The 16,216-nt window shown below is 55.2% G+C and carries 15 protein-coding genes; 14 read left to right on the top strand and 1 reads right to left on the bottom strand.

Features of this window, described 5'->3' with window-relative positions:
- Positions 1–50: 50 nt before the first annotated feature.
- Both rhlB and dinG read left to right on the top strand, forming a co-directional pair.
- On the top strand, positions 51–1,325 hold the full coding sequence (gene rhlB, locus K7H09_RS18425) for an ATP-dependent RNA helicase RhlB (RefSeq protein ID WP_022523847.1): 1,275 nt from the start codon (positions 51–53) through the stop codon (positions 1,323–1,325).
- Positions 1,326–1,330: 5 nt separating this feature from the next.
- On the top strand, positions 1,331–3,460 hold the full coding sequence (dinG, locus tag K7H09_RS18420; protein ID WP_022523846.1) for an ATP-dependent DNA helicase DinG: 2,130 nt from the start codon (positions 1,331–1,333) through the stop codon (positions 3,458–3,460).
- A gap of 38 nt (positions 3,461–3,498) precedes the next feature.
- Here the strand turns inward: dinG and K7H09_RS18415 are convergent, their stop codons facing one another.
- Positions 3,499–4,575: a 3-deoxy-7-phosphoheptulonate synthase gene (locus K7H09_RS18415; protein WP_141441247.1), complete on the bottom strand. Its 1,077-nt coding sequence runs from the start codon at positions 4,573–4,575 to the stop codon at positions 3,499–3,501.
- Positions 4,576–4,954: 379 nt separating this feature from the next.
- On the opposite strand from K7H09_RS18415, the gene rpoE reads away from it, so the two are divergent.
- The 12 genes from rpoE to acpS all read left to right on the top strand — a co-directional run bounded on the left by rpoE (position 4,955) and on the right by acpS (position 16,135).
- On the top strand, positions 4,955–5,554 hold the full coding sequence (gene rpoE, locus K7H09_RS18410; protein ID WP_009286436.1) for an RNA polymerase sigma factor RpoE: 600 nt from the start codon (positions 4,955–4,957) through the stop codon (positions 5,552–5,554).
- Between the two features lie 308 nt (positions 5,555–5,862).
- Positions 5,863–6,591, top strand: a complete 729-nt coding sequence (locus K7H09_RS18405) for a sigma-E factor negative regulatory protein (protein WP_141441246.1) — start codon at positions 5,863–5,865, stop codon at positions 6,589–6,591.
- 54 nt (positions 6,592–6,645) lie between these two features.
- Positions 6,646–7,686, top strand: coding sequence for a MucB/RseB C-terminal domain-containing protein (locus K7H09_RS18400; protein WP_230805482.1), 1,041 nt, complete (start codon positions 6,646–6,648; stop codon positions 7,684–7,686).
- Positions 7,687–7,691: 5 nt separating this feature from the next.
- A complete protein-coding gene (locus K7H09_RS18395; RefSeq protein ID WP_141441244.1) occupies positions 7,692–8,159 on the top strand; it encodes a SoxR reducing system RseC family protein in 468 nt (155 codons plus the stop codon).
- 81 nt (positions 8,160–8,240) lie between these two features.
- Positions 8,241–9,653, top strand: a complete 1,413-nt coding sequence (locus tag K7H09_RS18390) for a DegQ family serine endoprotease (RefSeq protein WP_141441243.1) — start codon at positions 8,241–8,243, stop codon at positions 9,651–9,653.
- Positions 9,654–9,848: 195 nt separating this feature from the next.
- Entirely contained in the window at positions 9,849–11,666 is a 1,818-nt protein-coding gene (gene lepA / locus K7H09_RS18385; RefSeq protein ID WP_022523840.1) for a translation elongation factor 4, read from the top strand.
- A gap of 15 nt (positions 11,667–11,681) precedes the next feature.
- Positions 11,682–12,485 (top strand): signal peptidase I, encoded by an 804-nt coding sequence (gene lepB, locus K7H09_RS18380; protein ID WP_009286440.1) that lies wholly within the window; start codon positions 11,682–11,684, stop codon positions 12,483–12,485.
- 67 nt (positions 12,486–12,552) lie between these two features.
- Positions 12,553–13,245: a ribonuclease III gene (gene rnc, locus K7H09_RS18375; RefSeq protein ID WP_009286441.1), complete on the top strand. Its 693-nt coding sequence runs from the start codon at positions 12,553–12,555 to the stop codon at positions 13,243–13,245.
- Entirely contained in the window at positions 13,242–14,141 is a 900-nt protein-coding gene (era, locus tag K7H09_RS18370) for a GTPase Era (RefSeq protein ID WP_009286442.1), read from the top strand. The genes rnc and era overlap by 4 nt, the downstream gene beginning before the upstream one ends.
- A gap of 8 nt (positions 14,142–14,149) precedes the next feature.
- Positions 14,150–14,845: a DNA repair protein RecO gene (gene recO / locus K7H09_RS18365; RefSeq protein WP_041158333.1), complete on the top strand. Its 696-nt coding sequence runs from the start codon at positions 14,150–14,152 to the stop codon at positions 14,843–14,845.
- Positions 14,846–14,899: 54 nt separating this feature from the next.
- The gene (pdxJ, locus tag K7H09_RS18360; protein ID WP_027959132.1) at positions 14,900–15,724 is read left to right on the top strand and encodes a pyridoxine 5'-phosphate synthase; all 825 of its coding nucleotides are present in this window, start codon (positions 14,900–14,902) and stop codon (positions 15,722–15,724) included.
- A 33-nt stretch (positions 15,725–15,757) separates the two neighbouring features.
- Entirely contained in the window at positions 15,758–16,135 is a 378-nt protein-coding gene (gene acpS / locus K7H09_RS18355; RefSeq protein ID WP_041158334.1) for a holo-ACP synthase, read from the top strand.
- Positions 16,136–16,216 lie beyond the last annotated feature (81 nt).

Below are 16,216 nucleotides of genomic sequence, written 5' to 3'. Positions count from 1 at the left end.
TGCGCACTTCGTGATGCCAACTTCCACAGCAATGGACAGATAGACAGCCTATGAGCGAGTCGGAACAGACCACAGCCCCGGCCCAGAATCGCAAGCCAAAACGTCGCCGCCGTAAACCGCGTCGTCGCCAGTCGAACTGGGATCTTCGTCAGTTTCAGGTGCCCGCCGTGGCCGGTAAGTGGCGCTTTCATGACTTTGATCTGCCGCTGCCCTTAATGCGCGCTATTCATGCCCAGGGGTTTGAGTACTGCACACCTATTCAAGCGGAGGCCCTGCGCCAGACGCTATTAGGTGGCGACATTGTCGGCAAAGCGCAAACGGGAACCGGAAAAACCGCAGCCTTTTTGATCTCTGTGATGGCCTACTTCCTGGAAGAGCCAACACCCAATGGTCAAAAGCCGGGGGCTCCGCGAGCCTTGATTATTGCGCCCACCCGCGAGCTGGCACTGCAGATTGAAAAGGATGCTAAAGCGTTAGCGCGTTTCACGCAGCTCAATGTGGCGAGTGTGGTCGGCGGTATGGACTACCAAAAACAGCGTGACAGCCTGGGCAGCAAGATCGATATTCTGGTGGCAACACCTGGTCGTCTGTTGGATTTCCATCAGAAGCGCGATATCGACCTCAATGAAGTCGAAGTTTTGGTGTTAGATGAAGCCGACCGCATGTTGTCGATGGGCTTTATCCCCGATGTGAAGCGGATTATTCGCTACACGCCGAAAAAAGAGGAGCGCCAGACCTTCCTCTTCTCGGCCACCTTTACCGACGACATCTTGAATCTCGCCAGTCAATGGACGCTTGATCCTGCCCACGTTGAGATCGAAGTCACCGTTGAGAATCAGGCGGACATCGATCAGCGGGTGTATTTGGTGTCTGATGACGACAAGCAGCGCTTGCTGGTTAATTTGCTTCAGCAAGAGAGCTTTGAGCGTGTGATGGTCTTTGGTAACCGTCGCGATTTAGTTCGCAAGCTTGACGATCTGCTCAAAAAAGCCGGTGTCAGTGCGGCGATGCTGTCGGGCGATGTGCCTCAGAATCAGCGTATTAAAACCCTGGAAAGCTTCCGCGAAGGCGAGATTCAGGTATTGGTCGCCACTGACGTTGCAGGCCGTGGGATCCATATTGAAGACGTTAGTCACGTCATCAACTACACCCTGCCGGAAGATCCGGAAGACTACGTACACCGTATCGGTCGTACCGGTCGCGCTGGTGCTAAGGGTGTGTCGATTAGCTTTGTCGGTGAAGAGGATGCCTTCTCGCTGCCGGAAATCGAACGCTATATCAACGACAAGCTGCCCTGCGTGCATCCGCCGGAAGGTATGCTCTAAGCCGCATGCTCGATACAGCCCTCAAAAGCGAGATTCAAGACGCTTACCGTCGCGTGGTGGACACCCTTGAGCTGACCCCACGCTACGGTCAGCGCATGATGATCGCCGAAATCGCCCGGACGCTGGGTAATATAGAGAGCGACGACGAGGGTAAGCGCACCAGCGATACCCATGTCTGTGTGCTTGAAGCGGGTACTGGTACCGGCAAAACACTGGCCTATCTGATCGCCGCCTTACCGATCGCGAAAGCGCGGGGCAAGCGGCTGATTATTTCCACGGCCACGGTTGCTCTTCAGGAGCAGGTGCTGAATCAGGATCTACCCTCGTTGGCCAGTCATAGCGGCATTGCGTTTCGCTACGCATTAGCCAAAGGGCGTGGCCGCTATGTGTGCGTGGCACGTCTGGATCAGGCGCTCGAAGGTACTGAACCCAACCCGACGCTATCGCTGTTTGAGCAGTCGCTGCAAACACAAAGTAGCGACTTCACCGTGATTGCCAGTGATATGGCGCAAGCTTACGGTCAGGGCGAATGGGAAGGGGATCGTGATAATTGGCCTGAGGCGATTGAGGATGCCCACTGGCGGCGGCTGACGGTTGACCATCGCCAGTGCACGGGTAGGCGCTGTGGGCACTTCGGTGCCTGCGCGTTTTTTCGTTCCCGTCGAGAGCTTGAGAACGCTGACGTTATTGTCGCCAACCACGACCTCGTGCTGGCTGACTTGGCCTTGGGCGGCGGCGCTATTCTGCCCGACCCGGCGGACTGCATCTTTGTCTTCGACGAAGGCCACCACCTGCCCGAGAAGGCGCTTTCCCACTTTGCCCACCGCTTTGCGGTGCACGGCTGCTTGCGTTGGCTAAAAACGCTGAGAAGCAGTTTGACCGACCTTCACCAGGCGTTGGCTATTCAGCCAACGGTGTCGCGGCTTTTGGTGAGCTTGCCAGAGCTGATTCATAACCTGGAGCCCGCACTGGGCGACGTGTTTAGTATGGGGCATCAGTTGGCGGAGCGGCCAAACGGTTTGGCTGACGAAGAGGCCACCCATCAATCGCGTTTTGAGAAGGGCCAAGTGCCCGATGCCCTACGGGAACAGGCGCAGCAGCTATTGGTGATGTTTGCTTCACTGTCGCGCTGCCTCGAGAGTATCAGCGATATTCTGCGCGAAAGCCTTGATCCCGATAAGCAGACCGGCCTCGATCGTGAGCAGGCAGAAACCTGGCTGCCGCTCGTTGCGTTGCTTCATGGGCGGGCGTTAGAGGCGCATGCCTTGTGGCAGGCATTCAGTGAGCAGGATGTTGCTAATGAGGCGCCCAGCGCTCGCTGGATTACCCTAAGCCGTGTAGCGGGGGAGCCGGAAGTTGAGTTTTCGGCTAGCCCCGTTTCAGCCGCACATACCCTGGCCAAGCATTTATGGGGGCGTTGCCATGGGGCGGTGGTCACCTCGGCAACGTTGACCGCGCTGGGGCGCTTTGAACGCCTGCAAGAGCGTGCAGGCTTGGCGAATCGCTACCGCTATCAGGCGCTACCGAGCCCCTTTGATTACGCCAATGCCGTGCTGCGCGTGCCTAAAGAGGCCACTGACCCTGGCGATAGGGAGGCCCATGAACGGGCGATTGTGACGTTTGTCTCGCAGTTGGCCGACCAAGAGGCGGCGCTGGTGCTGTTCTCTTCCCGCGCCCAGCTGCGTGCGGTGGATAAAGCGTTGCCCGCGAGTGTGAAGGAGCGCGTGCTCGCTCAGGATGCGCTGCCTAAGCGAGAGCTTATCGAGCGCCATCGGGCAGCGGTGGATAGGGGCGAGGGCAGTATCATCTTTGGCTTGGCGAGCTTTGCTGAGGGTATCGATCTTCCCGGCGACTATTTGACGCACGTGGTGATTACGCGGTTACCCTTTGCGGTACCCGACGACCCAGTGGGTGCTACGTTAGCGGAGTGGATAGAAAGCCAGGGCGGTAATGCGTTTATGCGCATTAGCGTGCCCGATGCGTCTATTAAGCTGGTGCAAGCCTGTGGGCGCTTGATTCGCAAAGAGAGCGATCGTGGGACGATCACCTTGCTGGATAAGCGGGTGATTACCCGCCGCTACGGACAAGCACTGCTGGATGCACTGCCGCCATTTCGGCGTGAGATTAGTCGCTAGAACGTCATGAAAAACCCCGCCGTAGCGGGGTTGTTGACTTACTTGACGATGCGCTTGGCCAGTGCGGCGGCAAGTTTATCGTTCATGCGGCTGAAGGTCTCCACCGTGGTATCCCAGTCGATGCAGGCATCGGTAATGGAGACACCATACTGCAGTTGGCTAAGGTCCTGGGTAAGTTTTTGATTACCCCAGCCAATGTTGGATTCAACCATCAGGCCGATAATGGAAGTGTTGCCTTCCAAAATCTGGTTGGTGACGTTCTCCAGCACCAATGGCTGTAGCGCAGCGTCTTTGTTGGAGTTGGCGTGGGAGCAGTCGATCATTATGTTGGGTGAGAGCTTGGCTTTTTCGAGCTCTTTCTCCGCCAGGGCAACGCTTACACTGTCGTAGTTGGGCTTGCCGTTGCCACCGCGTAGAACGACGTGGCCGTAGGCGTTGCCGCGGGTGCGAATAATGGCTACCTGGCCCGCTTGGTTAATGCCCAGGAAATTGTGCGGGCTGGCCACGGACTGAAGCGCGTTAATCGCCACGTCCAGGCTGCCGTCGGTACCGTTTTTAAAGCCGACCGGGCAGGAAAGGCCGGAAGCCATTTCCCGGTGGGTCTGGGACTCGGTGGTACGGGCGCCAATCGCTGACCAGCTGATGCAGTCCTGCAGGTATTGGGGAGAAATGGGATCCAGTGCTTCTGTGGCTAGCGGTAAGCCCATTTCGGCCAGATCGACCAGCAATTTACGGGCGATATGCAGACCCTCATCGATCTCAAAGGAGTCGTTGAGGTGCGGGTCGTTGATCAGGCCTTTCCAGCCGACCGTTGTGCGCGGTTTTTCAAAATAGACACGCATCACGATATACAGGCTATCGCTGACCAGGTCAGCCAGCTCACGAAGGCGGCGGGCATAGTCGAGGGCGGCTTCCACATCGTGGATTGAGCATGGACCGACCACTACCAACAGTCGCGGGTCATTGCCATCCAGGATGTTCTGAATGGTTTGGCGACCTTCGATCACGGTGCGCTCTGCCGCCTCCGTTAACGGCACGGCATTCTTGAGCGCTTCTGGCGTGGTGAGAACGTCTTGAGCGAGGACGTTAAGGTTATTAACCTGCTGTTCTGGCATCTTGCTACCTGTGCTTTGCGTAATGACTGAAAAAGTAAGGGGGCGATAAAAGTGGCACATACTATCGCTCGCCGGGCAGGTAAAAATCAATTGCTGCGGAACTATAGCGGCATTAAAAGTGTCAGCCGCACGGTTTTTGCGAAAGGCGGTAAGCGCTTGATGCGTTGCGCGGAACGCGCAACACTGGGAGCCCTGTCGTTAAAATTTAGTACCGTTATAATAATGCAGCAATTTACTCGGGCGACGTATTCGCTCTTTTATTCACTCTATTATTAATCAATGCCCAAGGGACGCTATGCTGCTTGCTGTGAACGCCCATTTGTCAGGGCTAATAGGAATTGGGCTCGGCGCATGCCGTACGAGCTGGAGGAGCGTGTGAATGGGCACTCGGGAAACAGACCAACAGCTTGTTGAACGTGCCCAAAAAGGTGATACGCGCGCTTTCGATCTGCTGGTGAAGAAGTACCAGCACAAAATTATCGGCCTGATTGGTCGTTATGTTCATGATCACTCTGAAGTTCAGGATGTAGCCCAGGAGGCATTTATTAAGGCGTATCGCGCCTTGGGTAAATTTCGCTCAGAAAGTGCGTTTTACACCTGGATGTATCGCATCGCGATTAACACGGCGAAAAACTATCTGGTCTCGCGGGGAAGGCGCCCGCCGGGAAGTGATATGGATATTGTCGACGCTGAAATCATTGATCAAAGCGGTCGACTGGCAGATTCCGAGTCACCGGAAGCGGCGATTGCCAGAGATCAGCTCGAAGCCGCGGTTTATCAGGCAATCGAAAATTTGCCGGATGATCTGCGCACGGCGATCACCCTGCGTGAACTGGATGGTCTTGCTTATGAAGATATTGCTCAGGTCATGCAGTGCCCTGTGGGAACCGTGCGTTCACGAATTTTCCGCGCCCGCGAGGCGGTTGATGAACATATCCGCCCATTAGTATCGACCGCGCGGAACAGTCGCGAAGGGTAGTGGTCGTAGTGGGGGAGGCGATATGAGCGTTATAGGATGTCAGCCTTAAAAATAAAGGTTTTATTTTTTGTGAACTGTCTGGCATGTAAGGCGTCATAAAGCCTGACTATCTTGATGAGCACGCTGGTGTGTCAATCGCTGATATATCAATGTGCAAAGTGTCATGAGCTTAGCGTCGCAGGCTAATGAGTTTTGCTCATTTAATTAGCCTGAACTGAGTCTTGGCCTTGGAAGTCGTCGGAGTGGTGGTGCGTATAACGCAAGCCATCACCCCAGTACTTCTTTTAAACAGTGTGAGGGTGTGAAGTATGAGTCAAAACACACGGGAATCACTTTCGGTGTTAATGGATGGCGAGAGTGATGAGCTTGAGCTTCGCCGAGTGTTGAAGGCACTGCCTAATGATGACGATGCCGCAGATACATGGCGCCGATATCACCTTGCCCGCAGCATGATGCAGCGGGAGCAGGGCGTCGATGTAAGCGTTGATCTCTCCGCTGGCATTATGACCAGACTGCGCGAAGAGCCTGCTCCAATGACACAAGGTGCCGAGCCTGTAGCTCACCGTACGGGTGGTATTTCGTTCGCCCGCGGCGCTGGCGTTGCTGCTGCAGTGTCACTGATGGTGATCACCGGCGTTCAGTTCTTTGGCAACGACTCACCCGTTGGCCAGGGCAGTGGTGACATGGCAACGACCGCATCTGGCGCTAATGGTGCTACTCAGGTACAGCCCGTCAATTTGGCCTCTCAGTCGGCAGTAGCCTCACGTGCTGATATGCCCATGTTTGAGCCTACGCCGTTTCGGCTTAGCGGTCAGTCGGGTCAGGGCGGTCTGATGAATATTAGTGAAACTGGGTTTTCAGCGCAGACGCCTCAGGGAGTGACTGCTTCCCAGGGTACCAATATTGATGTAGATCAGATTGGCTTGCTGCAATCTTATTTAGAGCAGCATACTCAGAGCGCTGCTTACGGCAGTGGTGATAGTTGGATGCCATTAATGCGTTCATCTGCAGTGACTGAACCATTAGGTCAGCGCTAAGCTGAATGACGTTCTTTTTGACGAAGCCTGTTAAGTGAGTAGGGAGTGCGCGGGATGGGAGTGCGCAACATGATCGTGCCCTGGCGATTAAAGCGTGCCTGGGTACTGGCAGCAGTAGTTGGTACGCTCTCTTTTCAAGTGCATGCAGAAAACGCCAATAGCTCGTCCGACGTTAGCCAACCGGTTCGTCATGCTGGCTACGAGTGCGCGGCGGAATCCGAAGAGCAGCCCAGTAATGCCACGCAGTGGCTTGAGCGTGGTTTGTGGGCTAGCCACTGTTATGCCTTCCAAGCCAGGGCGGTGGCGATTGATGCTATTGATGTTCGCACGCTGGCGCTGTCGCATCGCATCCAGAATGGCATTCGGCAGCAGGTGGTTCAGTACCTAGACGGTCCTTCCGTGAGTATTGAGCGGCGCTCGCCGGTGGGTCGACTGGCTTGGACTGAAGAGCATAGTAATGGGGAGATGCCTACTCCTGCAGGGTGGGCGGCTCATCTTGAGAAATATTACGCTATTGAGCTTGAGGATGATGCTCGGGTAGCCGGTCGCGATGCCGTTAAACTTATTTTCGAGCCTCGGGATCAATGGCGTTTTTCCCATCAGTGGTGGTTAGATCGAGATACCGGCCTACTCCTTAAGCATGTACTCAGTGATCAGCAAGGCAGGATCATTGAAACCTTCCAAATTACCCAGCTCCAATCGCCCCAAAAATATACCGGCCGCGTACGAGTGGGCTCGCCCACCGTTATCCTCAACACGCCTTGGCATACCACTTGGTTACCCGACGGCTTTGTTGCGCAACCGGTTACTTTTGTCGGCGACGATGTGCATCAGCGTGTTTACAGTGATGGTTTGGCCACCGTGAGTATCTTTGTAGAGCCTCTTGCATCTGAAGCAACCATTGCCTTGCAGGAAGGTGTGCAGCAGTTGGGTGTCTCGGCCGTCGCCATTGAGCACACCATCACCGCTGAAGGGCGCTGGCAGTTGGTGGCCATTGGTGAGCTGCCCGTAGCAACGCTGCAGCGTATTGTTCGCTCAATCACTTTCGACCTGCTAGAAGATCAATCTCAAGAAAGTGCCGATGAGGCTGAGTAGATAAAATGACGACCTCCGCGCCCTGTGGCTCTTTACTTGGCACTTCTCTGCTTCGTACTGGCACGGTTGTCGATTACACCTCCCAGGGAGTAATCGTTGAAATTGCCGCCCAGCAGAACTGCGAGCAGTGTGCTCAAGGGAGAGGGTGCGGGGTCGGATTGCTGGCGCGCCAGCGCAGCCAACGCATTGCCGTAGCGGTTCCCTCCAAAACAGATAACGCCGAGCGCAACTATCCGTTAGGAAGCCAAGTCATTATCAGCCTGCCGCGTGCCTCTGTCACGTTGCTAGCTTTTTGTGTTTATGGGCTGCCGCTACTGCTTGCGCTGTTGCTATCCGGGCTGATCGCGCTCGTTAGTACTACGATTTGGCTGGCGCCCCTGAGCTTTTTTATTGCTTTGATGGCCGGTGCGCTAAGTATTAAATGTCTAATGCGCGGGCGTGGGGAACGCTTTCGCCCACGCTTGGTCAATTAGTTTGTTAATGAGTTCTCCGGTGTCTCGCCGTGAGTTGTTGATATACCTTCGCTTACTATCACATTAAGTAGGAGCTCTTGCATGAAGCGCTTGATTCTCCCTTCCACGCTTTGGGTTTGTGTGGTGGCATTGCTGACGTTTGGCCAAGCCGCCAGCGCTCAGAATTTGCCTGATTTCACCGCATTAGTTGAAGACGCTGCCCCAGGGGTGGTGAACATCTCAACCAGTCGAACGGTTCAGCGCAGCAGCGCGCCCGATTTTGGCGGGTTCGGTGGTCAGGAAATCCCCGAGATTTTCCGCCATTTCTTTGGGGATAGCTTTCCAGCGCCCCCCAGTAATGGTCAGGGACGTACAGAAGAGCGACAGTCTCTAGGCTCGGGGTTCGTCATCAGTGAAGATGGTTATGTAATGACCAACGCGCACGTGGTGCAAGATGCCGATGAGATCCTTGTGCGGCTCAATGATCGCCGCGAATTGAGAGCAGAAGTGGTTGGTAGCGACCCACAAACCGACGTGGCAGTACTCAAAATTGATGCCAATGATCTGCCTACGCTCAATCTAGGTGACTCTGACGAGCTAAAAGTAGGTGAGTGGGTTGCCGCGATTGGCTCTCCTTTCGGTTTCGACCACTCGGTCACTGCGGGTATCGTCAGTGCGATTAATCGCACCTTGCCGCGGGATGCATATGTGCCCTTTATTCAAACCGATGTGGCAATCAATCCCGGCAACTCCGGTGGCCCGCTGTTCAACTTAGACGGCGAAGTTGTGGGAATCAACTCGCAAATATTTACCCGTAGCGGCGGCTTTATGGGCGTCTCGTTTGCCATTCCCATTAACGTTGCCATGGATGTGGCCGAGCAACTGCGTGAAGGCGGTCGGGTAGACCGTGGTTGGTTGGGCGTCATGATTCAGCCTGTGTCTGATGATCTGGCCGAGTCGTTCGGTATGGAGAATGCGATTGGCGCCTTGATTGCCGATCTTGATCCAGAAGGCCCAGCGGCCCAGGGTGGACTCCAGGCGGGCGATGTCATTCTTGAGGTCAATGGTGAAGAGGTTGAGCGCTCAAGCTCGTTGCCGCGACTGATCGGTAAAGGCGCGCCAGGCACCGAGGTGGAGCTCACCTTGATGCGTGACGGTGAAGAACTGACCGAGTCTGTCGAGTTAGGTAGTTGGCCAGACACTGAGCAGCAGTCGGCACAGGCAGGCAGCAATAACCAAGCGCGTCTTGGCGTAATGGTCGCTGAAATTGATGACACCATGCGCGAGCAACTGAATGTTCCCGGCGGTGTGATCGTTCGTCAGGTTGAGTCTGGCAGCGTGGCTGCTGAGGCCGGCATTCGCCCAGGCGATGTGTTAGTGAGTATTGATCACCGCAGCGTTTCCTCCTCAGCTGAGCTGGTAGAGATTGTCGAGGCGTTGCCGACTGATCGCGCTATTCCAGTTCGTCTGTTCCGCGACGGACGTTCCCTGTTTGTAGCGCTGCGTCTGGAATAACCCGCCTATTTTCACTCCTGGTCCGGCGGTTCTCGCCGGACCGCTGTTCCTAGCCTGCGCATATCGCTACAATAGCGGATATCTTTTTGTCGGAAATGGCCCTTATTTTTAAACGGCAGCTGTTTTCGAGCTTTGAACTCTCGAAGCGGCCTGTTTATGCGGCCGCTTGCGTACCACTAAGGCAGAACAGACTCGATGTCCCAAGACGTTCCCAACGGAAAGCTTAAGCACATACGCAATTTCTCTATTATCGCCCACATCGACCACGGTAAATCGACGCTCTCTGATCGTTTGATTCAGACCTGCGAAGGATTAACCGAGCGTGAGCTAAAAGAGCAAGTGCTCGACTCCATGGATATCGAGCGCGAGAGAGGCATCACGATTAAGGCGCAGTCGGTTACGCTGGATTACACCGCCGCCGATGGCCAGGTTTACCAGCTGAACTTTATCGATACGCCTGGGCATGTTGACTTCTCTTATGAAGTGTCGCGTTCGCTCTACGCTTGTGAAGGGGCGTTGCTGGTTGTCGATGCCGCACAAGGGGTAGAGGCGCAATCGGTGGCCAACTGTTATACCGCTATCGAACAGGGACTAGAAGTTCTGCCGGTACTCAACAAAATCGATTTGCCTCAGGCGGATTGCGACAAGGTTTCCCAGGAGATTGAAGAGATTATCGGCCTGGATGCCACCGACGCCTGCCAGGTCTCGGCCAAAAGTGGCTTGGGCATTGATGCCTTGCTAGAGCGCTTGGTGCGCGATATTCCGCCGCCCAAGGGCGACCCGGAAGCGCCGCTGCAAGCGCTCATTATCGACTCCTGGTTTGATAACTACCTTGGGGTAGTTTCGCTGGTTCGTCTGTTTGATGGCACGCTGCGCAAAGGCGATAAGATCCGTATTAAATCGACGGGCCGCGACTGGGGTACCACGGAAGTAGGGATCTTCACCCCCCAGCGCAAGCAGACCGGGATTCTGCGTGCCGGGGAAGTCGGCTTTATTGTCGCGGGTATCAAAGAAATCCACGGCGCACCGGTGGGCGATACCATTACCCACACCAAGACGCCAGATGTCGCGCGTCTGCCTGGTTTCCAAAAAGTAAAACCGCAGGTGTATGCCGGTATGTTCCCGGTCAGTGCGGATGATTATGAAGACTTTCGTGATGCGCTAGAGAAGCTGGCGCTTAACGATGCCTCGCTTGCCTATGAACCGGAAAATTCTGATGCCCTTGGCTTTGGCTTCCGGGTGGGGTTTCTGGGCACGCTGCACATGGAGATCGTCCAGGAGCGTCTGGAGCGTGAGTATAATATCGATCTGCTCACTACCGCTCCCACGGTTGTCTATGAACTAGCGATGAAAAATGGCGACGTCACCTACGTCTCCAACCCCTCAAAGCTTCCCGATATGGCTGACGTGGATGAAATGCGTGAGCCAGTGGTGCGCGCCAGCATTCTGGTTCCCCAGGAGTATGTGGGTAACGTGATCACCGAATGTGAGCAGCGCCGAGGCACGCAACTGGATATGCAGTTTCTGGGTAACCAAATCCAGTTGGCCTATGAATTGCCCATGTCTGAGGTGGTCATGGACTTCTTTGACCGCCTGAAATCGATCTCCAAGGGGTACGCTTCGCTAGAGTACAACTTCGAGCGTTTTGAAATGGCCAAGTTGGTGCGTCTTGACGTACTTATTAATGGCGACAAAGTTGACGCGCTAGCGGTGATTATCCACCGTGATCACGCCCACCATCGTGGTCGTTTGTTAGTGGAAAAAATGAAAGAGCTGATTCCACGGCAGATGTTTGATGTGGCGATTCAGGCGGCTATTGGTGGTCAAGTGGTGGCACGTTCCACCGTGAAAGCGCTGCGCAAAAACGTGACGGCCAAGTGTTACGGCGGCGATGTCAGCCGTAAGAAGAAACTGCTCGAGAAACAGAAAGCGGGTAAGAAACGCATGAAACAGGTGGGGCGTGTGGAAATTCCCCAGGATGCCTTCCTTGCTGTGCTCAAGGTTAACGACTAGGAAAGAACACCACTCATGGATTTTTCATTACTGCTGGTACTTGCCGTTGCGCTTTCGGGCGTTATTTACCTGTTGGACGTGTGGCTATTAAAGCCCAAGCGCCGCCAACGCTTCGCCGCCGCAGAGGCCAATACCCAGGAAGGGCTGGATCCAGTTACCAGCGAAAAGCTACTTAAAGAGCCGTGGCCGGTTGACTACGCCCGTTCATTTTTCCCGGTGCTGCTGGTGGTGCTGGTGGTGCGTAGTTTTATCATTGAGCCTTTTCAGATCCCCTCTGGCTCAATGCGGCCTACGCTTGAAGTGGGTGACTTTATTCTGGTCAACAAATTTGCCTACGGCTTACGCTTACCGGTAGTCAACACCCGCTTTCTCGAAGTCGATGATCCTGAGCGTGGCGATGTGATGGTGTTTCGTTTCCCCGACGAGCCTTCGGTGAACTTCATCAAGCGGGTGGTCGGTATGCCAGGGGATCATATCCGCTATGAGGGAAAGCAGCTTTACGTTAACGGCGAACCGGTGGCCAAAGAGCTGATCGAGGATGGGCCCGATGGTTCGCCCCAGCAGCTATTGTTAGAAGAGCGCCTTGGCGACACCGAGCACTTTATTTATAACAACCCGCGAGACCCTGGCCCGCAAATGCGTGAAGTGGAGGTTCCTGAAGGGCACTATTTCATGATGGGGGACAACCGTGACCACTCCAACGACAGCCGCTATTGGGGCTTCGTGCCGGAAGAGAACATTGTGGGCCGCGCCTTTGCGGTGTGGATGCACTGGGATGGCGGGTTGCCAAGTTTTACCAGCGTGCGGCGCATTGAATGAAGACGCTGCGTGTGCTGAATTTAGTCAGTTATGTCACTTTAGTTAACGTCAATGACGTAGGAGAGCTGTGAGTAATTCCTTGAACGCTTTTTGCCGACGAATCGGTCATACCTTTGGCGACGATACGCTACTGGAGTTGGCCTTGACCCACCGCAGCTTCGGTGGTCGTAACAATGAGCGCCTGGAGTTTCTAGGTGACTCCATCGTCAACTTTGTCATCGCCGAGGCGCTGTTTCAGCGCTTTCCTCAGGCCCGTGAAGGACAGCTTTCGCGCCTGCGCGCGCGACTGGTGAAAGGACAAACCCTAGCGGAACTGGCCCGTGAAATGGAGTTCGGTGAATGCTTGCGGCTAGGTTCCGGCGAGATGAAAAGTGGCGGGCATCGTCGTGAATCGATCTTGGCGGATGCGGTCGAAGCCATTATTGGCGCTATCTATCTGGATGCTGGGATGGATGTGGTGCGCAACCGGGTGTTGGACTGGTACGCGGAAAGGCTGGGTAATATCTCTTTACAAGATACCCAAAAAGATCCCAAAACACGGTTGCAGGAGTTTTTGCAGTCGCGTCAAGCCGCGTTGCCGCGCTATGAAGTTGTCTGCGTAAAGGGCGAGGCGCATGCCCAGACCTTTACCGTGGAGTGCTACATTGACCTGTTGGCTGAGCATACCACTGGTAAAGGCCCAAGCCGCCGTCATGCTGAACAGCAGGCGGCAGAAGAAGCGCTGTCGTACCTCGAAAAAAGCCCTGGAGATAAATCATGAGCCAAACCTGCGGATTCGTTGCCATCGTCGGCCGACCCAACGTGGGCAAATCGACCCTCATGAACCGTATTCTGGGGCAGAAAATATCGATTACCTCACGGCGACCACAAACCACGCGCCACCAGGTCATGGGTATTAAAACGGTTGATGAGACGCAGTTCATCTATGTTGATACGCCGGGCATGCACATCATGTCCAAGGATCGTAATAAAGCGATCAACCGCTTTATGAACCAGGCGGCTACCCAGGCCCTGCGTGATGTGGACTGCGTAGTATTTATTATCGACCGCACCCGCTGGACGGAAGAAGACCAGGCGGTGTTAAAGCGCCTGGAGCACGTAAAAGCGCCAGTGATCCTGGCGGTCAATAAAGTCGACCGCCTGGGCGAAAAGGGCGATTTGTTGCCGTGGCTGGCGGATGTCGGCGCCCGTCGCGATTTCGCGGCTATCGTGCCGATTTCAGCCAAGCACGGCACTCAGGTCGATACTCTGGAAGAGGAAGTAGCCAAACACCTGCCTGAAAGTGTCCACTTCTTCCCTGAAGACCAAATTACCGATAAAAGCCTGCGCTTTATGGCCGCTGAACTGGTGCGTGAAAAAGTGATGCGCCAACTGGGCGATGAGCTGCCTTACCAGATGACCGTTGAAATTGAAGAGTTCCGCGAAACCGAGCGTGTAACGCATATCAGCGCGCTTATTCTCGTTGAGCGCCAAGGCCAAAAAGTCATTTTAATTGGTGAAAACGGCGATCGCCTCAAGAGCATTGGTCGTGAAGCGCGCCTGGATATGGAGCGCGCGCTAGGCACCAAAGTGATGCTCAATTTATGGGTGAAAGTAAAACGCGGCTGGTCGGATGACGAGCGCGCCTTGAAAAGCTTGGGTTACGACCTCGATTGAAGGTAGCGATGTCGCCAGAGCCGGCTTTTTTACTCCACCGTCGGCCATATCGTGAAACCAGTGCGCTGGTGGATCTATTAACGCTTGATCACGGCAGAGTGCGTGCTGTGGCCCATGGCGGGCAAAGGCCCGGTTCTAAATCGCGCCAACGCCTGCAGCCGTTTACGCCGCTGTTCGTGACCTGGCAGGGCAGCCGCGATTTAAAGCGGCTAACGTTGATGGAGTCTCGCGGCCAGACGGCGCTGTTGGCCGGGGAGGGGTTGCTGTGCGGGCTTTACGCCAATGAGATCGCCACCCGGCTGCTGCCGTTAGAACTGCCGGCGCCTGACGTTTTCGCGTTTTATACCGCGCTACTGGAAGCACTGCCAGCGCCAGCGGAGCGCGCATTAGCGCTCCGCCGCTATGAGTGGGCGCTGTTAGAGGCGCTCGAGGCCACGCCGCAGTTTGCGACACCAGAAGGTAGCGTTTTGGATCCTCAGCTCCGCTACCGTTTTGACACCGCCAGCCGGGCATTCATACCTGCTGAGCGTGGCCTCGACGGCAGGACGTTACGTTACATTGAGCAGGGTGATTGGCAACATGAAGGCCTTGCCAATGCATTAAAGGCGGTAATGCGAGCGGCGCTGGCACCCCATCTTGGCACCACCGTTTTGCGTTCGCGAGAACTGATGCTCGATTTAGCTCGGCGTCGCTATCGTCCCTGATTTTTTGAATTCCCTGTTCACAAACTCTTACCTTATTGTTGCGCTGGAGGCACTATGCACCCCCCACGGATACTGTTAGGCGTCAATATCGATCACATTGCGACACTTCGCCAAGCCCGAGGTACTCGCTATCCTGACCCCGTGCAGGCGGCATTAGTTGCGGAAGAGGCGGGTGCCGATGGCATTACGGTGCATTTGCGTGAAGACCGGCGTCATATTCAGCCCCGCGATGTACGCATTCTGGCCGAAATGCTTAATACGCGCATGAACCTGGAAATGGCTGTTACTGAAGAGATGCTGGCGCTGGCCGAAGAAGTGCGCCCCGCCCATGTCTGTTTAGTGCCTGAGAAGCGCGAAGAGCTGACCACCGAAGGCGGTCTTGACGTTGTCGGCGGCTTTGATGCCATTGCCAGCGCTTGCCAACGGCTAAGTGCGGCGGGTTGCGATGTATCCCTGTTTATCGACCCTGACGTGGAGCAGATTGAGGCTGCTCAGCGCGCCGGTGCACCGACGATTGAACTGCACACGGGCGCTTACGCAGAAGCGCGTCCCGGCAGCGATGCAGCGAATGCAGAGTATCATCGCTTAACGACTGCAGCGACTCACGCTATCTCGCTGGGTTTAGTGGTCAATGCCGGTCACGGCTTGCATTACCATAACGTTGAAGCGATTGCGGCTCTGCCGGGCGTTAACGAGCTCAATATCGGCCATGCCATTATTGCCCGTGCGCTGTTTGTGGGCCTCAAAGAGGCCGTTCAGGAGATGAAACGCTTGATCATCGCTGGCCAAGAGGCGGGCTTAATGGCGGCTCTCGATGCTCACGATCATGAGCATGAAAACCACTCTGAGCATGTTCATAATGGCTGCTGCGGGCACTGATCAGAGGTTGTCTATTCAGAGGTTTTTAAGGCGATGATTGTGGGAATTGGCTCGGATATTGCCCGTGTGGAGCGTTTTACACGGGCCATGAAACGGCACGGGCCACGCTTTGCTGAGCGGATTTTAGGCCCCGATGAGCAGGCGCTTTGGCTACACAAAGCCCAACCTGCGGCGTTTCTGGCTAAGCGTTTTGCTGCCAAAGAGGCATTTGTAAAAGCGCTGGGTGTAGGCCTGCGCCAAGGACTGCAGTGGGGGGACATTCAGGTGTTGAACGATGCCTTGGGTAAGCCCTATTTCCTGCTTAATGGCGAAGCCGAGCGGCTATTGCAAGCGGCGGGTGTCACCGCTAGCCACGTTACCCTGAGCGATGAAGCCGAGTATGCGGTAGCTTTTGTGGTGTTAGAGCGTTAACAGCTCGCCGCCAGATCAGCCAATGCTGGGGTCATGTCATTTATTCCAAGCATCTAATGGGCAACGCCTTGAAGCCTGTTC

Source organism: Halomonas sp. IOP_14 (assembly GCF_021021315.1).
GTDB classification, from domain to species: domain Bacteria; phylum Pseudomonadota; class Gammaproteobacteria; order Pseudomonadales; family Halomonadaceae; genus Vreelandella; species Vreelandella titanicae.
This window is presented reverse-complemented; position numbering and strand designations above follow the sequence as displayed.